The following is a 19,260-nucleotide window of genomic DNA, read 5'->3' on the forward strand; positions in this document are numbered from 1 at the left end:
TCTTCCGAAGAATGGCGGGGTCGTCTCAGGACCGCATCTTGGGACCGCAACCAACCAATCAATCAGAAACGTCAAACTGGAAAAGTAAATCGCAATGGGAATGGCAGAGGGCACCGAACAGGATCGTTGGAGCAGGGTGAAGGGGCGCCTGCGCTCAAGTGTCGGAGAGGATGTGTATTCGAGCTGGTTCGCACGCATGGATCTCGAACGGATCGGCGGCGAGAGCGTGCATCTGTCGGTGCCGACCCGTTTTCTCAAGAGCTGGATTCAGGCCCATTACGCCGACCGCGTGCTGAGCTGCTGGCAGGCGGAGATGCCGGACATCCACCGCATCGATCTGACCGTGCGCACGCCGGTCCGCGTACCCGCCGCCGTCAAAGACGCCAAGGCGACCATCGAGGAGCGCCTGACCGAGCACGACCATCGCGCTCATCACGAGTTGCGCGCGGTCGCAACCGTGCCGGTCTCGACAAGCCATGACGCGCTCGGCGGCTCGCCGCTCGACCCGCGCCTCACCTTCGCGACCTTCGTCGGCGGCCGCTCCAACACGCTGGCACTTGCCGCCGCACGTCAGGTCGCCGAAGGCCGCCGCGGCGACAACGTGATGTTCAACCCGCTCTACATCCATGCAGGCGTCGGCCTCGGCAAAACGCATCTGCTGCAGGCGGTGACATGGGCCGGCAATACCTCCGAGCGCAAGGTGCTCTACCTCACCGCGGAAAAATTCATGTACGGCTTCGTCGCCGCGCTGAAGACCCAAACCGCGCTTGCCTTCAAGGAAGCGCTGCGCGGCATCGACGTCCTCGTGATCGACGATCTGCAATTCCTGCAGGGCAAATCGACCCAGGCCGAGTTCTGCCACACGCTGAACGCGCTGATCGATGCCGGCCGTCAGGTGGTGATCGCAGCCGACCGGCCGCCGTCCGACCTGGAAAGCCTCGACGACCGTGTCCGCTCGCGTCTCGCCGGCGGTCTCGTGGTCGAGATGGGCGCCCTTGGCGAAGAATTGCGCCTCGAAATCCTCAAATCGCGCGTCACCGCGGCACGCGCCCACCATGCGAGCTTCGAAGTCCCCGAGCCGGTGCTCGAATATCTCGCCAAGGCCATCACCCATAACGGCCGCGATCTCGAAGGCGCGATCAACCGCCTGCTCGCCCATTCCAAGCTCAACGCCACCTCGGTGACGCTGGAGATGGCCGAGCGCGAGGTGCGCGACCTGATCCGCCCGCAGGAGCCGCGCCGGGTCAAGATCGAGGACATCCAGCGCGTCGTCGCGCGGCAGTACAATGTCAGCCGCTCCGACCTGCTGTCATCGCGCCGCACCGCCAACGTGGTGCGCCCGCGTCAGGTGGCGATGTACCTCGCCAAGACGCTGACGCTGCGCTCGCTGCCCGAGATCGGCCGCCGCTTCGGCGGGCGCGACCACACCACGGTGCTGCATGCGGTGCGCAAGATCGAGGCGCTGGTCGCCAAGGACATCGCGCTCTCCGACGAGGTCGAATTGCTGAAGCGCCAGTTGCAGGAATGATAGGAAAACCCGTCGCAAGACGGGTGTCCCTCTCTTGCGTCGCGCCGCCAATCACGGCACCTTAACCGCCCCCGCGGCGGGGCCGGACCTTCGGGTCCGGTCGCGTCCGGCTTCAACCGGCGCCGTTCCGGCTGCCCGGTTCTCCAAACGATCGCTCGCAGGCGGAGTGTCATGAAAGTTACGGTCGAACGCGCGCAACTGTTGAAGTCTCTCGGCCACGTCCATCGCGTGGTGGAGCGCCGCAACACCATTCCGATCCTCGGCAACGTGCTGATCCGCGCCGAGAACGCCAAGCTGAGCCTGAAGGCCACCGACCTCGACCTCGAAGTCACCGAGACGCTGCCGGCGGAGATCGCGACCGGCGGCTCCACCACCGTGCCCGCGCATATGTTCTACGACATCGTGCGCAAGCTGCCCGACGGCTCGCAGATCGTGCTGGAAAGCGACGGCGAGCGCGCCGTTCTCGCGATCCGCGCCGGGCGTTCGCGCTTCACGCTGCAGACGCTGCCGGAAAGCGATTTCCCCGATCTCGCCGCCGGCGAGATGACGCATTCGTTCACGCTCACGGCCGCCGACGTCAAACGCCTGATCGACCGCACGCAGTTCGCGATCTCCACTGAGGAGACCCGCTACTACCTCAACGGCATCTATCTGCATGCCGCAGGCTCGGCCGCGGAGCAGACGCTGCGCGCGGTTGCGACCGACGGCCATCGCTTGGCGCAATTCGACCTGCCGCTGCCCAAGAGCGCGGCCGGCATGCCGGGCGTCATCGTGCCGCGCAAGACGGTCGGCGAGGTGCAGCGCCTGATCGAGGACACCGAGGCCGAGATTGCCATCGAACTGTCGCAGGCGAAAATCCGCTTCACGCTCGCCAATGTGGTGCTGACCTCGAAGCTGATCGACGGCACCTTCCCCGATTACGGCCGCGTCATTCCGCAGAACAACGAGAAAGAGCTCGTCGTCGACAAGCGCGACTTCGAGGCGGCGGTCGATCGCGTCTCGACGATTTCGAGCGAGCGCGGCCGCGCGGTGAAGCTCGCATTGTCCGCGGGCAAGCTCGTGCTCTCGGTGGTCAATCCGGATTCCGGCAGCGCCACCGAAGAGCTCGAGGTCGAATACGCCTCCGATCCGCTCGATATCGGCTTCAACTCGCGCTACCTGCTCGACATCGCCGCCCAGATCCAGGGCGAGGCCGCGGTGCTGAAGCTCGCCGACCCCGGCTCGCCGACGCTGGTGCAGGACAAGGCCAACCGCGACGCGCTCTACGTGCTGATGCCGATGCGGGTGTGAGGCATCTTCCCCTCTCCCCTTGTGGGAGAGGGTGCCCTTGCGAAGCAAGGGCGGGTGAGGGGTTCGATGACACAGGAGCCGCATCACCGCCCGATCGCAAAACCGATTCGCAATTTTGCGAAACATATGCGGCACACACCGACCGATGCCGAAGCCGCCATGTGGCAGCTCTTGCGCCATCGACAATTGACCCGCTTCAAATTTCGCAGGCAGGTGCCCTTCCAGAACTACATTCTCGATTTCGTCTGCTTCGAAAGAAGGCTGGTGATCGAGGTGGACGGTGGCCAGCACAGCACGTGCATCAATGACGAAAGACGGGACGCCGCGTTAGCCGCTCAAGGGTTCCGAACGGTGCGTTATTGGAATAACGACGTGTTGCAGAATTCATCCTCCGTTCTTGAGGATATAATCGCCAAACTTGCTGGCAAAAACGAATAACCCCTCACCCGGCTCGGGTCTTTCGACCCTCGCCACCCTCTCCCACAAGGGGAGAGGGAAGAAGACCTCCGCATTCCATGATCCCCTCCCGCATCCTGCGCCTCAGCCTCACGGAATTCCGCAGCTATCACGCGGCGAGCGTGCGGCCGCAGAGCGACCTCGTGGTGCTGGTCGGGCCGAACGGTGCGGGCAAGACCAATTGCCTCGAGGCGATCTCGCTGCTCGCGCCGGGACGGGGCCTGCGCCGCGCCCGGTTCGAGGACATCGCCAACCGCGCGGGCGACGACGGCGACGGCTCTTGGGCGGTGTCGGCGGAAGTCGAAGGCGCGCTCGGGCTCGCCACGCTCGGCACCGGCATTGACGCGCCGTCAGCCGAGGGCGGCAACGCCAAGCGCCGCGCGCGGATCGACCGCGAGGCGGTCTCCTCTGCCAGCGCTTTCGGTGAGCACTTACGCATGGTGTGGCTCACGCCCGCGATGGATGGGCTGTTCACCGGCCCAGCCTCCGAGCGGCGGCGCTTCTTCGACCGCCTCGTGCTCGCCATCGACAAGGATCATTCCTCGCGCGTCTCGGCGCTGGAGCGCTCATTGCGCTCGCGCAATCGCCTGCTGGAGGATCGCAATTTCGATCCGCACTGGTGCGAGGCGATCGAGCGCGAAACCGCCGAGCTTGCCGTTGCGGTTGCCGCCCAGCGCGGCCACACGCTGCGACGCCTCGCCGGCATGCTCGCCGCGCGCGGCGCGACCTCCGTATTTCCCTCCGCGCGCATCACGCTCGACGGCTGGATGGAAAACGCGCTGATGAGCGAGCCTGCGACCGCCGTGGAAGATCGCTACCGCGATATCCTGCGCAAGAGCCGCCTGCTCGACGCCGCCGCGGGCCGCACGCTGAACGGCCCGCACTTGACCGACCTGCATGTGATCTATGCGCCGAAGAACATGCCCGCGAAGGAAGCCTCGACCGGGGAGCAGAAGGCGCTCCTGATCGGTCTCATCCTCGCCCATGCGAGTCTTGTGGCGGAGATGACCGGCATCGTGCCGCTGCTTCTCCTCGACGAAGTGGTCGCGCATCTCGATCCGCGCCGCCGCGCCGCGCTGTTCGACGAACTTGCGACGCTCGGCGGACAGGTCTGGATGACGGGTGCGGACCCGGCCGCGTTTGCCGAGGCAGGCAGCCGCGCCGAGCGGTTTGACGTCGAGGATGGGGCGATCACGCCGCGCGGGTGATTTGAACCTCGCCCCGCTTGCGGGGAGAGGTCGACGCGAAGCGTCGGGTGAGGGGCCTTTTGCAGATGCCTCAGCGCGCTCCGCAACCCCTCACCCCGACCCTCTCCCCGCAGGCGGGGAGAGGGGGCAAAAACGCCCTGCCGCATAGCTGCGAATCAGGCTTTTTACGTCCCTCCGAAAGGCGCCTTTCAGGCCTTGAAACAGGGCCAAAAAATACTAGTTTATCAATAACTTGATGGCACCCACTTTGTCCTAGGCGCAGGCCCTGTTTCGTGGCACAAAATGACGTTTCGCGCTCTCCCTCCGGCGAGGCGCGCGCATCTGCGATCCGCAAAGGTTTTTCATGAGCGAACCCGCCCGTCTGCCGACCCCCGACCTCACGGTCGCGGCTGCTGAATATGGCGCCGAATCGATCCGGGTGCTGAAGGGCCTCGATGCCGTGCGCAAGCGCCCCGGCATGTACATCGGCGACACCGATGACGGCTCCGGTTTGCATCACATGGTCTACGAGGTCGTCGACAACGCGATCGACGAAGCGCTCGCGGGCTATGCCACGCGCGTCGAAGTGATCCTCAATCCGGACGGCTCGGTGACGGTGCGCGACGACGGACGCGGCATTCCGACCGACATCCACAAGGGCGAAGGCATCTCCGCGGCCGAGGTCATCATGACCCAGCTCCACGCCGGCGGAAAGTTCGACCAGAATTCCTACAAGGTCTCCGGCGGCCTGCACGGCGTCGGCGTCTCGGTCGTCAACGCGCTGTCGAGCAAGCTCGCGCTGCGGATCTGGCGCGGCGGCAAGGAACACTACATCGAATTCCAGCACGGCGACGCGGTGGCGCCGCTCGCCGTGGTCGGCGATGCCGGCGGCAAGCGCGGCACCGAAGTCACCTTCCATGCCTCGCCCGAGACCTTCACCCATATCGAATATGATTTCGATACGCTGGAGCATCGCCTGCGCGAGCTCGCGTTCCTCAATTCCGGCGTCAACATCCTGCTCTCCGACATGCGCCACGCGGTCGAGCGGCGCGAAGAGCTGCATTACGAGGGCGGCGTCGAGGCGTTCGTGAAATTTCTCGACCGCAACAAGAAGGCGGTGGTCGACAAACCGATCGTGATGCGCGCCGAACAGCATGGCATCACCGTCGAGGTCGCGATGTGGTGGAACGACAGCTACCACGAGAACGTGCTGTGCTTCACCAACAACATTCCCCAGCGCGACGGCGGCACGCATCTCGCGGGCTTCCGCGGTGCGCTGACGCGCCAGATCACCGGCTATGCCGAGGGCATGGCGAAGAAGGAAAAGATCGCACTCACCGGCGACGATTGCCGCGAAGGCCTCACTGCCGTTCTGTCGGTGAAGGTGCCGGACCCGAAATTTTCCTCGCAGACCAAGGACAAGCTCGTGTCCTCCGAGGTTCGCCCGGTGGTCGAGAGCATCATCAACACCGCGCTTTCGGCGTGGCTGGAAGAGCATCCCACCGAGGCCAGAACCATTGTCGGCAAGGTGATCGAGGCCGCGGCCGCGCGCGAGGCTGCGCGCAAGGCCCGCGATCTCACCCGCCGCAAGGGTGCGCTCGATATCGCCTCACTCCCCGGCAAGCTTGCCGACTGTCAGGAGCGCGATCCGGCGAAGTCCGAACTCTTCATCGTCGAGGGCGATTCCGCGGGCGGCTCCGCCAAGCAGGGCCGCAATCGCGAATTCCAGGCGGTGCTGCCGCTGCGCGGCAAGATTCTCAACGTCGAGCGCGCGCGCTTCGACAAGATGCTGTCGTCGGAGCAAATCGGCACGCTGATCACCGCGCTCGGCACCGGCATCGGCCGCGACGACTTCGATCTGTCCAAGCTGCGCTATCACAAGATCATCGTGATGACGGACGCCGACGTCGACGGCGCTCACATCCGCACGCTGCTGCTGACGTTCTTCTTCCGGCAGATGCCGCAACTGATCGAGGCGGGCCATCTCTACATCGCCCAGCCGCCGCTCTACAAAGTAACGCGCGGCAAGTCCGAGCAGTATCTCAAGGACGAGCGCGCGCTCGAGGATTATCTGATCGAGACCGGCCTCGACGATTGCGTGCTGCGGCTCGCGACCGGCGAGGAACGCAAGGGCCGCGACCTGCAGGCGCTGGTGGAGGATGCCCGCACCATCCGCGGGCTGCTCGCCAACATTCACTCGCGTTACAACCGCAGCGTGGTCGAGCAGGCGGCGATTGCCGGCGTTCTCAACGCGCGCGTCACCGGAAATCCGGAGACGGCACGGGACGCCGCCGATTACATCGCCAAGCGCCTCGATGCGCTTGCCGACGAAGTCGAGCGCGGCTGGAGCGGCACCTTCACCGAAGGCCAGGGCTTCCTGTTCGAGCGCACCGTGCGCGGCGTCAAGGAAGTCGCCACCATCGACGACGCGCTGCTGTCCTCGGCCGAAGCCCGCAGGCTCGACGATTTCGCTGCCGCGCTGCAGGAAACCTTCCCGCGTAGCGCGATATTGCGACGCAAGGACACCGAGACGGCGATTCACGGGCCGGTCAGCCTGTTCGAGGCAGTAACCGAAGCCGGCCGCAAGGGTGTCGCCTACCAGCGCTACAAAGGTCTCGGCGAGATGAACCCCGAGCAGTTGTGGGAGACCACGCTCGACACCAACGCCCGTTCGCTGCTGCAGGTGAAAATCCGCGAGGTCGATGCCGCCGACGACATCTTCACCAAGCTGATGGGCGACATCGTCGAGCCGCGCCGCGAATTCATCCAGGACAACTCGCTCGACGCCAACGTCGACGTCTGATTCGCCGCATCGCGCCATGGGCGGCGGCGTCATCACGCCGTCGCCACATTATCTCGCGCGAATTGCGCGTGACACAATTCTGCCATGACAACGAAACGCGCAGAATCGCGGCGTTTCCGCACGGGCTTTAGTCTAAATCTGCCCTTCTCGCGCAGTCCGGCGATCGATGTATAATCACGCGTCCTACCAGAGGAGCCGCGCGATGAGCTGGATGCCTTCGAACGATCCGATCCTCGGCGACCCGCACACCTGCGACGCGCTCGAACTTGTCATCGTGCCGCGCACCCGCGACCTCGGCGACGGATTCGCCGTTCGCCGCGCACTGCCGCACGGCAAGCGACAGATGGTCGGCCCCTTCATCTTCTTCGATCATTTTGGGCCGGTGCAGTTCATCGCAGGCCAGGGCATGGACGTGCGCCCGCATCCGCATATCGGTCTCGCCACCGTGACCTATTTGTTCGACGGCAGCATCATGCATCGCGACAGCGAGGGCCACATTCAGGAGATCAAGCCCGGCGCAATGAATCTCATGACCGCGGGCCGCGGCATCGCCCATTCCGAGCGCACGCCCGACGTGCCGCGCGCCAACGGTCAGCGCATGCTCGGCCTGCAAAGCTGGATCGCGCTGCCGCAGGATCGCGAGGAGATTGCACCTTCCTTCCAGCACTACAGCGCCGACAGCCTGCCGCTCGTGCGCGACACCGGTCTCTCGGCGCGAGTCATCGCGGGCAGCGCCTTCGGTGCAACCTCGCCTGTTACGCAAACCTCTGAATGGTTTTACGTCGAAGTCAGCCTCGATGCGGGCGCGCAGGCGCCGCTCGATGCCGATCATGAGGAGCGCGCGGTCTACCTCGTCGAAGGCGAAGTGGAGATCGCGCATGAACGCTATGAGGCGCCACGGCTTCTGATCTTCCGCCCCGGCGATCGCATCACCATCAACGCAATAACGCCGACAAAAATGATGTTTCTCGGCGGCACCGCGCTTGAAGGGCCGCGTTACATCTGGTGGAATTTCGTCTCCTCGAGCCGCGAACGCATCGAGCAGGCGAAGCAGGACTGGAAAACCGGCCGCTTCGCCCACGTGCCCGACGAAACGGAGTTCATCCCACTGCCGGAATAGCCTGCTGCAAACCCATCATCCAGCGGAGACGTCCGACCGATGCCAAGCCTGACATTCGACCGCGCCTTTCTCACCAATCTCCTCAGCACCTTGACCGATCGCGGGCGCGACCTGCTCCGCGGGCTGACGCAAAGTGCCGCCCCGCGCATCGCCGATGGCGAACTCGCCGAGCTCGGCCAAACCTTGCTGTCGCGACGCGGCGAAGCAACCGGCGTTGCACTCGCGCAGGCTCTGCTCGCGGGCTACGAGGTGGCGACGCCCGAACAGCGGCTCGCGTTTCTCGAAGCGCTGGCCGAGATGTTCGGGCCCGAGAGCGAGGCGATCGAGCGCGCCATCGAGACCATCCGTGCCGACGGCATGACACCTGCCGCCGTCAGCGCGCTGCATGATGCGGCCGAGCCCCGCCGCCAGGAGTTGATCCGCCGCCTCAATCTCGCGCCGGGCGGCACTGCCGCGCTGGTGCGGATGCGCGAGGAATTGCTCGGCCATGTCAGCGAGCATCCGCTGCTGCGGGCGGTCGACAATGATTTCGTCCACCTGTTCGTCTCGTGGTTCAACCGCGGCTTTCTGGTGCTGCAGCGGATCGACTGGACCACGCCCGCTAACATTCTGGAAAAGATCATTCGCTACGAAGCGGTGCATGCGATCCAGAACTGGGACGACCTGCGCAGCCGTCTCGCTCCACCCGACCGGCGCTGTTACGGCTTCTTCCATCCGCGCCTCGTCGATGAGCCGCTGATCTTCGTCGAAGTCGCGCTGACCAAGGAGATTCCCGCCGCCATCGCGCCGCTGCTCGATCCCGACCGCGTGCCGATCGATCCGCAGCAGGCGACGACCGCGGTGTTCTATTCGATCTCGAACACACAGCGCGGACTGAACGGCATCTCGTTCGGCAACTTCCTCATCAAGCAGGTGGTCGAGGATCTGAAGCGCGAACTGCCGAACCTCACCACTTTCGTCACACTCTCGCCGGTGCCGGGCTTTGCCGCATGGCTCGCGCGCCAACGCGCCGACGAGGCCTCGCCCGTACTCGATCCTGCCGACAAGGATGTTCTCAGCGTGCTCGATCAGCCGGGCTGGACCGACGACCCTGCAACAGTCGACAAGATCAAGCCAATCATGCTTGCGGCAGCCGCGTTCTATTTTCTGGAGGCGAAGGACAAGCGAGGCCGCGTCGCTGATCCGGTCGCGCGCTTCCATCTCGGCAACGGCGCGCGGCTGGAGAAGCTCGACTATCTCGGCGACACCTCAGGCAAGGGCCTGAAGCAGTCGTACGGGCTGATGGTGAATTACTGCTACGACCTCGACGACATCGAGAGCAATCACGAAGCGTTCGTCGAGAAGGGTATCATCGCGGCATCGACGGCTGTGCGCAAAGCACTGCGCACCCGCGTGGCGGGCGCTGCGTAGTTATAGCGCGCTTATAGAGATCGCTCAGGCCGCGCCAGAGAGATAGGCCTCGCGGCGGCCGATCATGCGCTCGGCAGCGATCTTCGCCGCTTCCCGAGTGCCGGTCGCGCAAAAGCGATATTCGAGATCGGGCAGCACGATTGCATCGCGTCGGATGAAAAACGACTTCAGCGTACGCGAAGGCGCCGTTACGCGCGCCAGCGCCTCGGCAATGTTGTCGACCGCACCGAACGCAAACAGCGCACCGGTCGCGACCATACGCACCTCGTAAATACCGGGGCCGATCGGCGCTTCAAGCCGATCGCCGCGCGCGGCCGTCGGGTAGCGCTTCCATTCGCCCCATGTCGTAATCATCGTGTCCTCGGACCGGTTAATTCAAAACGCTGCAATCCACCTGTGAATGCGCGGTTCAACGCCATCGCATTCATTTGGTTCCGGATATGGCGATTGGCCGCGCCCCCTGCAAGGGCGTCTTCGACTTCCGGAGGGTGTCGAAAACCGCTCTTAAACCGGCAATCCGTGCTGCTGGGCAAGCTCTTTCAATGAAGTCTGCGGCCGCGCGCCAATGTGCTGGATCACTTCTGCGGCAGCGAGCGCACCGAGACGCCCCGCCTGCTCGTAACCGACGTTGCGCACGAGACCGAAAAGAAAACCCGCGGCGAACAGATCGCCCGCGCCGGTGGTATCGACCACGCTCTTCACCGGAGACGCCGGCACCGCGGTAACGCCCTCCCTGGCGACGACGACGCAGCCCTTCTCGCTGCGGGTGACGACGCCGAGCGTAACATCGCTACGCAGCCGCGCCAGCGCCGCATCGAAATCCTTTGTATCGTAGAGCGACTGCAACTCCGCTTCGTTGGCGAAGATAAGATCGACGGTGTTGTTACGCATCAGGCCTAGAAACTCGTCGCGATAGCGGCCGACGCAAAAGGCATCCGACAACGTCAGCGCGACCTTGCGGCCGTTTGTGTGCGCGATCTGCGAGGCTTTGACGAAGGCCTCCTTCGCGTCCTTCGGGTCCCACAGATAGCCTTCGAGATAGACGATGGACGCGGCTGCGATCTCGTCTTCCTCGATGTCGGAAGCGGAGAGCATCTGCGCTGCGCCGAGATAGGTGTTCATGGTGCGCTCACCATCGGGCGTGACCAGAATGTAGGAGCAGCCGGTCGCCGGCCCATCGTTTGCAGCCTTGGTGCCGAAAGCGACATTGGCGCTGCGGATATCGTGGGCGTAAAGCTCGCCGATCTGATCGTTCTTGATCTTGCCGACATAGGCGGCGCGCGCACCGAGTTGCGCCACACCGACGATGGTGTTCGCGGCCGAGCCGCCGGAGACCTCGATCGCCGGGCCCATGTCCTTGTAGATCGCCGCCGCCTGCGCCTCGTCGATCAGCGCCATCGCGCCTTTGGTCATACCATGGCCGGTGAGGAAGCTGTCATCCACCCGCACCAGAATGTCGAAAAGGGCGTTACCGATGCCAAGGACATCGTATTTGGCGCTGCTCATTAATATTAATCCTGCGGGCTGCGGCCGAAACCGGCTAAAGCTGATAAAAGGCGGGGTTCGCGATGGACTTCGCGCCAGCGCGACCTATCACGACAACGCCCTCGCCAGCAAGCAGCCGAACTTTCGACCCATTCCAAGACACCTTCAAAGACACTGATTTCAAGACTCCGATGATCCGCCACATTCTCACGGTTTCCGCCGGCACGCTGATCTCTCGGGTCCTCGGCTTTCTGCGCGACACGCTGATCGCGGCGCTGCTGGGCGCGGGGCCTGTGGCGGATGCGTTTCTGGTCGCGCTGCAGTTCATCAATGTCGCCCGCCGCGCACTCTCGGAGGGCTCGCTCAACGCCGCGCTGGTGCCGGGCTATCTGCGGCTGCGCGACAATGAAGGCGTGATCGCCGCCACTGCGTTTGCCGGCGAGGTGATGGGCAGCCTCTGCCTGATCCTGATCGGCATTGCCGTGGTGTTCACCGGTGTGATGCCGCTCGTGATCGCGGTGATGGCGCCGGGTTTTGTCGGCCACGACACCATGCAGCTTGCCGTCACCGATGCGCGGCTGATGATGCCCTACTTTGCTTTCGTGGGCCCGACTACGGTGATGATGGGCGTGCTCAATGCCGAGCGGCGCTTTCTGCTCACCGCGTTCTCCCCGGTTCTGTTCAACCTGATGATGATCGCGGTGATCCTGACGCTGCTGGTCTGGCGGCATGATCCGCAGGCCTCCGCCACCATCATTGCAGGTGCAGTCGGCGTTGCCGGGTGCTTCCAGATGGCAGTGCTGATCCAGCGCCGGCCATGGCGCGCCGGCCTCGCTACGCCGTTACGCATCTCCTTCAGCCCGCGAATCCGCGCCTTCTTCCGCAAGGCGGTGCCCGGCATGATCGCCAATTCCGGGCCGCAGTTTCTGATCGTCGCGGGCGCCATCATCGCCTCCGGCGCACCGGCCGCGGTGTCGTGGCTCTATTTCGCGAACCGCCTGATCGAGCTGCCGCTCGGCATGGTCGGCGTCGCGATGGGCACCGTGTTGATGCCGGAGTTCACGCACGCGATTCAGAACGACGACCGCGCAGCGCTGACCCACGCGCAATCGCGCGGCGTCGAACTCGCATTGGGCCTCGTGCTGCCGGCAACGCTCGGCCTCATGCTATTGAGCCAGCCGATCGTCGGCATCCTGTTTCAGCACGGCGCGTTCACCGCCACGGACACGGCCGCAACCGCGGAAGCACTGTCGGTGCTGGCGCTCGGCCTTCCCGCCTATGTGCTGGTGAAGGTGCTGGCGCCTGCGTTCTTCGCCCGGGAGGATACCAGAACTCCGCTGCTTGCAACGCTGGCCGGCATTGCACTCGCGGTCTCCGTTGGCCTTCTCGTCAGCCACACATTCGGCGTTGCCGGCATTGCCGCGAGCATCTCGCTCGGCGCATGGGGCTGCGCGGCGCTCCTGCTGTGGCGCGGCGCCACGTCGTTCGGCTTCTCGATCGACGCCGCCGCGCGCAGGCGGCTGCCGCGCATCGCGCTCTGCGCGGCGATCATGGGAGCCACGCTTTTCACCTCGCAGTATTTCGTCGCGCCGGTGATGGAAACCGCGCCGTTCTTCACCCGCCTCACCATTCTCGGCGGCATGGTGGCAGCCGGCATTTCGTTCTACGGGCTACTGCTCGACCTCTTCAACGTGGTGAGCTGGGGCGAGGCGTTCGGCGACTTGCGCGAGAACGGGACGCGTGGCAAGTGAGCGGCGGAAGCGGCTCCCACCACATGGCGCTTCCACGGGAACGACATCATGACAGCAATCCAGCGGGTTTTTTCAGGCGTCCAGCCGACCGGTAATCTGCACCTCGGCAATTATCTCGGCGCCATCGCCAATTTCGTGAAGCTGCAAGAGACGCACAACTGCATCTACTGCGTTGTCGACCTGCACGCCATCACAGTGTGGCAGAACCCGGATGAGCTCACTCACAACATCCGCGAAGTGACCGCGGCGTTCCTTGCGAGCGGCATCGATCCCGACAAGCATATCGTGTTCAACCAGAGCCAGGTGGCCGAGCACGCCGAGCTCGCCTGGGTGCTGAACTGTGTCGCCCGCCTCGGCTGGCTGAACCGCATGACCCAGTTCAAGGAGAAGGCCGGCAAGGATCGCGAGAACGCCTCCGTCGGGCTTTACGCCTATCCGAACCTGATGGCGGCCGACATTCTGGTCTATCGCGCGACCCATGTTCCGGTCGGCGAGGACCAGAAGCAGCATCTCGAGCTTGCGCGCGACATCGCACAGAAGTTCAACAACGACTTCTCGGAATCGATTGCCGCCAAAGGCTATGACGCAAAGTTCTTTCCGCAGCCGGAGCCGCTGATCACCGGCCCCGCGACGCGCGTGATGAGCCTGCGCGACGGCTCGAAGAAAATGTCGAAATCCGATCCTTCGGATTATTCGCGCATCAATCTGACCGACGATGCCGACGCCATTGCCCAGAAGGTCCGCAAGGCCAAGACCGATCCCGAACCGCTGCCCTCCGAGGAAGACGGCCTCAAGGCGCGCCCCGAAGCCGACAACCTCGTCGGCATCTATGCGGCGCTCGCAGGCCGCACCAAGGCGGACGTGCTGCGCGAGTTCGGCGGCGGGCAGTTCTCGACCTTCAAATCGACGCTGGTCGATCTCTCGGTCGACAAGCTCGGGCCGATCGGCAACGAGATGAAGCGGCTGATGCAGGACCCCGCCCATGTCGATGCGGTGCTGGTAAAGGGGGCCGGGCGCGCCCGCGCCATCGCCTCCGAGACCATGAAGGCGGTCAAGAATATCGTCGGTTTCGTGCAGGCCAAATAGCCGCACCGGCGTCCCAAGCGCCTTATCCGTAACCTTATTTCGGGGTCGCCTATCGCAACCCGACCTTGACCGTGATTTCTCCGGCGCCATCTGTTAGGAGAAGATATCGCAACCGATCGCGCCGGCCTTGAACCGGCGATGCGTTGGAGACACCCATGTTCATTCAGACGGAAGCCACCCCCAATCCTGCCACCCTGAAGTTCCTGCCCGGCCGCCTCGTGATCGAGAGCGGCACGATGGAGTTCACGGACCGCGACAGCACCGCGCGCTCGCCACTTGCCGCCAAGTTGTTCGACATTCCCGGCGTCACCGGCGTGTTCTACAGCTCCGATTTCATCACCGTCACCAAGGGCGAGGGCGACTGGCAGCACCTCAAGCCCGCGATCCTCGGCACCATCATGGAACACTACATGTCCGGTGCGCCGATTCTCGCGGACGGTGCGAAGCCGGACGCCGGTCCTCACGCCGAAGAATTCTTCAACGAGGCTGACGCCGAGACGGTGACCATCATCAAGGACATCATCGAGACCCGCGTCCGCCCGGCGGTTGCCAGCGACGGCGGCGACATCACCTTCCGCGGCTTCAAGGACGGCATCGTCTTCCTCGACATGAAGGGCTCGTGCTCGGGCTGCCCGTCCTCGACCGCCACGCTGAAGCACGGCATTCAGAACCTGCTCAAGCATTTCGTGCCGGACGTCGTCGAAGTGCGGCCGATGTAGCCTTTCGCCTGAGGCAGAATATAGAGATTTCAGGATGGCCGGGCTTGACCCGGCCATCTATTTTTCTGAATGCTTGCGGCCTCGCCAGGGCGTCGTCAGGGCTTTTTGCCAAGGTTGTCCGGCCCGCCGCTTCATCAGAACTTTCGGTCGATCTCCGATCATGCTCGTTCTCACCATCGACACCGCGCTGGAAGCCTGTGCCGCTGCGGTGCTCGACACCGAGACGCAGGAGTTTCTCGCCCGCGAGAGTCTGCTGATGAAGCGCGGCCATGCCGAAGCGCTGATGCCGCTGATCGCCGAGGTGATGAAGAAGGCCGGCATCGGTTACGCCGCGCTCGACCGCATCGCGGCAACCGTCGGCCCCGGCAGCTTCACCGGTCTGCGGGTCGGCATTTCGGCCGCGCGCGGGCTTGGCCTCGCGGCGGGACGTCCCGTCGTCGGCGTCACCACACTCGCTGCCTTCGCAGCACCCGTGATCGACTCCCAACACGAAAGCCCGGTGCTCGCCGCCATCGATGCCCGCCATGATCACGTCTACGCGCAGGCGTTTTCGGCGGAGGGCGAAACTCTCATCAAACCCGCCATCATGCCGGTTGCGGACGCCGTTCGCGCTGCACGATTTGGCCCGCCGCACATCGTGGGCAATGCTGCATCCCTGCTCGCGGAGCGATGGCCGGAGCAATTCGAGCCGCCGGCCGCCGTGCATCAGCAAGCGGCACCCGACATCGCATGGGTGGCGTGGCTCGGCGCCAACGCCGACCCTGCGGAAGCCCCGCCCCGGCCCTATTATCTGCGCGCGCCCGACGCCAAGACCAAGGCCGAGCTGGCGCAACGCCAATGACCGGCCTCGTCGCAAAATTCCGCTCGCTGTTTTCGTCACGCGGCGATGCGGCGACCGAACCAGCGAATTTACGTGACGCACCGGCCTTCGCGCGGCTGCACAAGGCATCTTTTCATCGCGGCTGGGATAGCGGCGAGTTCGAGCAATTGCTTGCCGACCGCAGCGTGCTCGCACACCGCCTGCGCCAGGGGCGCACGGTCGTCGGTTTCATCCTTTCGCGCATGGCGGCCGATGAAGCCGAGATTCTGTCGGTTGCGATTGCGCCAGATCAACGCGGCCGCGGTCTGTCGCGCGGCCTTCTCCACACACATCTTGGCTATCTCGCAGGCCTCGGCATCCGTACGGTTTTTCTCGAAGTTGAGGAAAACAACGCACCTGCGCGCGCGCTCTACGCACGAGCAGGTTTCCAAATCGTCGGCCGGCGCGAGCGCTATTACAAGGATGACAGCGGCGTTCAGCTCAATGCCATTGTGATGCGCCGCGACTTGTCGTGACCGCTCCAGAATGGCAAAATAGCACCCATGGTAGTCGTGAAACCTTCCCCCGTGTCCTCTTCGACGGATATTGAAGCGCGCTGCGCTGCCACCGGCATGCGCATGACCGAGCAGCGACGCGTCATCGCCCGCGTGCTTGCCGATTCCACCGACCATCCGGACGTGGAAGAGCTCTATCGCCGTTGCGCCGCGCTCGACGACAAGATTTCGATTTCGACGGTGTACCGCACCGTCAAGCTGTTCGAGGATGCGGGCATCATCGAACGCCACGACTTCCGCGAGGGTCGCGCGCGTTACGAGCAGGTGCCCGACAATCATCACGATCACCTCATCAACCTGCGCGACGGCAAGGTGATCGAATTCACCTCCGAACAGATCGAGAAATTGCAGACCGAGATCGCCCGAAGCCTCGGCTATCGACTGGTGGATCACCGGCTGGAACTGTACTGCGTCCCGCTCGACGACGATAAAACCTGACATTTCCGAGCTTTCCGGCGGATTTTGACCTCGGCCATAGCTGGATTCGAGCCTTGATCCGCTATATTTGAGGCCTGCGCGCGAAAGGCGCTGCCTTTTGCCCGCTGAAAACTCGAACCGGTGATCATGACGCCGCCGCGCAAGCTGCACATCAAGTCCTACGGCTGCCAGATGAACGTCTACGATGCGCAACGCATGGTGGACACGCTGGCGCCTGAGGGATTCGTCGAGACGGCCGATCCCGCTGAGGCGGATCTCGTCATTCTCAACACCTGCCACATCCGCGAGAAGGCATCGGAGAAGGTGTTTTCCGAGCTCGGCCGCCTGCGCGTGATTAAGGAAGAGGCAGCGCGCACCGGGCGCGAGATGAAAATTGCGGTCGCCGGATGCGTGGCGCAGGCCGAAGGCGCGGAAATCACCCGCCGCGCCTCGACCGTCGATGTCGTGGTTGGCCCGCAGAGCTATCACAATCTGCCGAAGCTTCTGGCGAAAGCTCGCGACGGCGCGCCCGCCATCGAAACCGAATTCCCGATCGAGGATAAGTTTTCCGCGTTGCCTGCGCCGAAACCTGCAGCGATCCGCGCTCGCGGTGTCTCGGCCTTTGTCACCGTGCAGGAAGGTTGCGACAAATTCTGCACCTTCTGCGTCGTACCCTACACCCGCGGCATGGAAGTCTCGCGACCGGTTGCCGACATCGTGGCCGATGCGAAGCGGCTTGCCGAGAACGGCGTGCGCGAACTCACGCTGATCGGCCAGAACGTCAATGCCTACCATGGCGACGATGAGAACGGCCGCACCTCTTCGCTCGGCCGCCTGTTGCATCGTCTTGCGATGCTTCCCGGCATCGCGCGGCTGCGTTATTCGACAAGCCACCCGCGCGACGTCGACGACAGCCTGATCGAGGCCCATCGCGACATCCCCGCGGTGATGCCGTTCGTACATCTGCCGGTGCAGTCCGGCTCGGACCGGATTCTCGCGGCGATGAACCGCAAGCACACTGCGGCCGATTACATCCGCACCATCGAGCGGTTCCGTAAAGTGCGCCCGGAGATCGCGTTCTCGTCGGATTTCATCGTGGGTTTTCCCGGCGAAAGCGAGCAGGACTTTGCCGACACCCTCGCACTTGTCACGCAAATCGGCTACGCTGGCGCCTATTCGTTCAAGTATTCGCCCCGTCCGGGTACACCGGCGGCCGACATGCAGGAGACGGACACGGCTTTGGCGGTTCCAGCAGCGGTGATGGACGAACGCCTGGCTCAGCTCCAGGCCTTGATCGACGCCCAGCAGGCAAGCTTCAACAGGGCCGCGATCGGCCGCACCGTCGAGGTGCTGTTCGAGCGAGCCGCGCGCGAACCCGGCCAGATCGTCGGGCGCACCGCTTATCTGCAGCCGGCACATGTCATGGCCTCTCCTGACATCATCGGCAAAGTTTTGCCGGTCACGATCGACAGCCTCGAGCGTTACAGTCTCAAGGGCCGGCTTGCCTCTGAGGAAACTGCGGTTGCCTCTCTCCGATCCACGCAACGGGAGTCTGAAACCTTTGCCTAAAAGCGCAGCGGATTCACCCTCACTCGCTCCCGGCCGCAAACCCGATCGCGACCTTCCACAACCTCCGGAAACACAGATCGTCGTCGCCTTCGACGACAATCGCGCCGCCTCCGCGCTGGTCGGGCCTTATGGCCAGCATCTCGCGCTGATCGAACGCCGCCTCGGCGTGGTCGCAGATTCGCGCGGCAACCACGTCACCATCGCAGGCTCGCGCGACGGCTGCGATGCCGCGCGGCGCGTGCTTGAGGCGCTCTACAAACAGGCGCTCACCTCCACCGACGTCAGCCAGGGCGATGTCGAGGGCGCTATCCGCGCCATTCTCGCGCAGGGCTCGCTGTTCGATTTCGATCCGCGCGTCGGCAAGACGGCGTTCGAGGAGCTTAATTTGCGCAAGCGACCGGTGCGCGCCCGCACTGCTGCACAGGATGCCTACATCCGCGCGCTCAAGCGCAATGAACTCGTGTTCGGCATCGGCCCCGCCGGCACCGGCAAGACCTGGCTTGCGGTTGCGCGGGCATGTCAGTTGTTCGAGCGCAAGGAAGTCGATCGCATAATTCTCTCACGTCCCGCAGTGGAAGCAGGCGAGCGACTTGGTTTCCTGCCAGGCGACATGCGTGAGAAGGTCGATCCTTATCTGCGGCCGATCTATGATGCGCTCTACGATCTGATGGATGCGCGCATCGTCGAGCGCGCGCTGCAGAGCGGCGAGATCGAGATTGCGCCGCTCGCCTTCATGCGCGGGCGCACGCTGACCAACGCCGCGATCATTCTCGATGAGGCGCAGAACACCACCTCGATGCAGATGAAGATGTTCCTGACGCGCCTTGGCGAAAACAGCCGCATGATTATCACCGGCGATCCGAGCCAGGTCGACCTGCCGAACGGCCAGCAGTCCGGCCTTGCGGAAGCCTCGCGCCTACTGGCCGGTGTGGAAGGCATCGCGCAGGTCACGTTCGCCGCTGAAGACGTGATCCGCCATGAGCTCGTCGCGCGCATCGTCGCGGCCTATGAAGGCGGTGCGCCGCGCAGTACGTCGCAGGCCAAGCCGTGACATTTACGAAGATG

General features: G+C 64.2%; 17 protein-coding genes. 15 read left to right on the forward strand and 2 right to left on the reverse strand.

The window, feature by feature from the left end; translation table 11 throughout:
* Positions 1–94 precede the first annotated feature (94 nt).
* The 7 genes from dnaA to OCA5_RS00035 all read left to right on the forward strand — a co-directional run bounded on the left by dnaA (position 95) and on the right by OCA5_RS00035 (position 9,794).
* Positions 95–1,528 (forward strand): chromosomal replication initiator protein DnaA, encoded by a 1,434-nt coding sequence (dnaA, locus tag OCA5_RS00005; RefSeq protein WP_012561714.1) that lies wholly within the window; start codon positions 95–97, stop codon positions 1,526–1,528.
* Positions 1,529–1,699: 171 nt separating this feature from the next.
* Positions 1,700–2,818: a DNA polymerase III subunit beta gene (gene dnaN / locus OCA5_RS00010; protein ID WP_012561712.1), complete on the forward strand. Its 1,119-nt coding sequence runs from the start codon at positions 1,700–1,702 to the stop codon at positions 2,816–2,818.
* A gap of 66 nt (positions 2,819–2,884) precedes the next feature.
* A complete protein-coding gene (locus tag OCA5_RS00015) occupies positions 2,885–3,256 on the forward strand; it encodes an endonuclease domain-containing protein (RefSeq protein ID WP_012561711.1) in 372 nt (123 codons plus the stop codon).
* A 77-nt stretch (positions 3,257–3,333) separates the two neighbouring features.
* Positions 3,334–4,482 (forward strand): DNA replication/repair protein RecF, encoded by a 1,149-nt coding sequence (gene recF, locus OCA5_RS00020; protein ID WP_012561710.1) that lies wholly within the window; start codon positions 3,334–3,336, stop codon positions 4,480–4,482.
* 343 nt (positions 4,483–4,825) lie between these two features.
* Positions 4,826–7,264, forward strand: a complete 2,439-nt coding sequence (gyrB, locus tag OCA5_RS00025) for a DNA topoisomerase (ATP-hydrolyzing) subunit B (RefSeq protein ID WP_012561708.1) — start codon at positions 4,826–4,828, stop codon at positions 7,262–7,264.
* Between the two features lie 202 nt (positions 7,265–7,466).
* The gene (locus OCA5_RS00030; protein ID WP_012561707.1) at positions 7,467–8,384 is read left to right on the forward strand and encodes a pirin family protein; all 918 of its coding nucleotides are present in this window, start codon (positions 7,467–7,469) and stop codon (positions 8,382–8,384) included.
* A gap of 39 nt (positions 8,385–8,423) precedes the next feature.
* A complete protein-coding gene (locus OCA5_RS00035) occupies positions 8,424–9,794 on the forward strand; it encodes a malonyl-CoA decarboxylase (RefSeq protein ID WP_012561706.1) in 1,371 nt (456 codons plus the stop codon).
* Positions 9,795–9,818: 24 nt separating this feature from the next.
* Here the strand turns inward: OCA5_RS00035 and OCA5_RS00040 are convergent, their stop codons facing one another.
* Together OCA5_RS00040 and OCA5_RS00045 are read right to left on the reverse strand one after the other, a co-directional pair.
* Positions 9,819–10,148 (reverse strand): hypothetical protein, encoded by a 330-nt coding sequence (locus OCA5_RS00040; RefSeq protein ID WP_012561705.1) that lies wholly within the window; start codon positions 10,146–10,148, stop codon positions 9,819–9,821.
* A 150-nt stretch (positions 10,149–10,298) separates the two neighbouring features.
* Positions 10,299–11,300, reverse strand: a complete 1,002-nt coding sequence (locus tag OCA5_RS00045) for an adenosine kinase (RefSeq protein WP_012561704.1) — start codon at positions 11,298–11,300, stop codon at positions 10,299–10,301.
* Positions 11,301–11,470: 170 nt separating this feature from the next.
* On the opposite strand from OCA5_RS00045, the gene murJ reads away from it, so the two are divergent.
* The 8 genes from murJ (at position 11,471) to OCA5_RS00085 (ending at position 19,246) form a co-directional block, all read left to right on the forward strand.
* Positions 11,471–13,030 carry a murein biosynthesis integral membrane protein MurJ gene (gene murJ / locus OCA5_RS00050; protein ID WP_012561703.1) on the forward strand — a complete coding sequence of 520 codons (1,560 nt, stop codon included), beginning with the start codon at positions 11,471–11,473 and terminating at the stop codon, positions 13,028–13,030.
* A 48-nt stretch (positions 13,031–13,078) separates the two neighbouring features.
* Entirely contained in the window at positions 13,079–14,116 is a 1,038-nt protein-coding gene (trpS, locus tag OCA5_RS00055) for a tryptophan--tRNA ligase (protein ID WP_012561702.1), read from the forward strand.
* A 155-nt stretch (positions 14,117–14,271) separates the two neighbouring features.
* Positions 14,272–14,835 carry a NifU family protein gene (locus OCA5_RS00060; RefSeq protein ID WP_012561701.1) on the forward strand — a complete coding sequence of 188 codons (564 nt, stop codon included), beginning with the start codon at positions 14,272–14,274 and terminating at the stop codon, positions 14,833–14,835.
* A gap of 160 nt (positions 14,836–14,995) precedes the next feature.
* Positions 14,996–15,676, forward strand: coding sequence for a tRNA (adenosine(37)-N6)-threonylcarbamoyltransferase complex dimerization subunit type 1 TsaB (gene tsaB / locus OCA5_RS00065; protein ID WP_012561700.1), 681 nt, complete (start codon positions 14,996–14,998; stop codon positions 15,674–15,676).
* Positions 15,673–16,170: a ribosomal protein S18-alanine N-acetyltransferase gene (rimI, locus tag OCA5_RS00070; protein ID WP_012561699.1), complete on the forward strand. Its 498-nt coding sequence runs from the start codon at positions 15,673–15,675 to the stop codon at positions 16,168–16,170. Before tsaB ends, rimI begins: the two co-directional genes overlap by 4 nt.
* 27 nt (positions 16,171–16,197) lie before the next feature.
* Entirely contained in the window at positions 16,198–16,647 is a 450-nt protein-coding gene (locus OCA5_RS00075) for a Fur family transcriptional regulator (RefSeq protein WP_041559544.1), read from the forward strand.
* A 126-nt stretch (positions 16,648–16,773) separates the two neighbouring features.
* The gene (miaB, locus tag OCA5_RS00080; RefSeq protein WP_013912692.1) at positions 16,774–18,195 is read left to right on the forward strand and encodes a tRNA (N6-isopentenyl adenosine(37)-C2)-methylthiotransferase MiaB; all 1,422 of its coding nucleotides are present in this window, start codon (positions 16,774–16,776) and stop codon (positions 18,193–18,195) included.
* Positions 18,188–19,246: a PhoH family protein gene (locus OCA5_RS00085; RefSeq protein WP_013912693.1), complete on the forward strand. Its 1,059-nt coding sequence runs from the start codon at positions 18,188–18,190 to the stop codon at positions 19,244–19,246. The genes miaB and OCA5_RS00085 overlap by 8 nt, the downstream gene beginning before the upstream one ends.
* The last annotated feature ends 14 nt before the right edge of the window (positions 19,247–19,260 follow it).

Source organism: Afipia carboxidovorans OM5 (assembly GCF_000218565.1).
GTDB classification, from domain to species: domain Bacteria; phylum Pseudomonadota; class Alphaproteobacteria; order Rhizobiales; family Xanthobacteraceae; genus Afipia; species Afipia carboxidovorans.

What these genes read in the sequence shown, in the direction of transcription:
- OCA5_RS00015 (WP_012561711.1), top strand. Translation starts at nt 2,885, where the DNA reads ATGACACAGGAGCCGCATCACCGCCCGATCGCAAAACCGATTCGCAAT.
- dnaA (WP_012561714.1), top strand. Translation starts at nt 95, where the DNA reads ATGGGAATGGCAGAGGGCACCGAACAGGATCGTTGGAGCAGGGTGAAG.
- OCA5_RS00075 (WP_041559544.1), top strand. Translation starts at nt 16,198, where the DNA reads ATGGTAGTCGTGAAACCTTCCCCCGTGTCCTCTTCGACGGATATTGAA.
- dnaN (WP_012561712.1), top strand. Translation starts at nt 1,700, where the DNA reads ATGAAAGTTACGGTCGAACGCGCGCAACTGTTGAAGTCTCTCGGCCAC.
- OCA5_RS00045 (WP_012561704.1), bottom strand. Translation starts at nt 11,300, where the DNA reads ATGAGCAGCGCCAAATACGATGTCCTTGGCATCGGTAACGCCCTTTTC.
- rimI (WP_012561699.1), top strand. Translation starts at nt 15,673, where the DNA reads ATGACCGGCCTCGTCGCAAAATTCCGCTCGCTGTTTTCGTCACGCGGC.
- trpS (WP_012561702.1), top strand. Translation starts at nt 13,079, where the DNA reads ATGACAGCAATCCAGCGGGTTTTTTCAGGCGTCCAGCCGACCGGTAAT.
- OCA5_RS00060 (WP_012561701.1), top strand. Translation starts at nt 14,272, where the DNA reads ATGTTCATTCAGACGGAAGCCACCCCCAATCCTGCCACCCTGAAGTTC.
- murJ (WP_012561703.1), top strand. Translation starts at nt 11,471, where the DNA reads ATGATCCGCCACATTCTCACGGTTTCCGCCGGCACGCTGATCTCTCGG.
- OCA5_RS00030 (WP_012561707.1), top strand. Translation starts at nt 7,467, where the DNA reads ATGAGCTGGATGCCTTCGAACGATCCGATCCTCGGCGACCCGCACACC.
- recF (WP_012561710.1), top strand. Translation starts at nt 3,334, where the DNA reads ATGATCCCCTCCCGCATCCTGCGCCTCAGCCTCACGGAATTCCGCAGC.
- gyrB (WP_012561708.1), top strand. Translation starts at nt 4,826, where the DNA reads ATGAGCGAACCCGCCCGTCTGCCGACCCCCGACCTCACGGTCGCGGCT.
- miaB (WP_013912692.1), top strand. Translation starts at nt 16,774, where the DNA reads ATGACGCCGCCGCGCAAGCTGCACATCAAGTCCTACGGCTGCCAGATG.
- tsaB (WP_012561700.1), top strand. Translation starts at nt 14,996, where the DNA reads ATGCTCGTTCTCACCATCGACACCGCGCTGGAAGCCTGTGCCGCTGCG.
- OCA5_RS00035 (WP_012561706.1), top strand. Translation starts at nt 8,424, where the DNA reads ATGCCAAGCCTGACATTCGACCGCGCCTTTCTCACCAATCTCCTCAGC.
- OCA5_RS00040 (WP_012561705.1), bottom strand. Translation starts at nt 10,148, where the DNA reads ATGATTACGACATGGGGCGAATGGAAGCGCTACCCGACGGCCGCGCGC.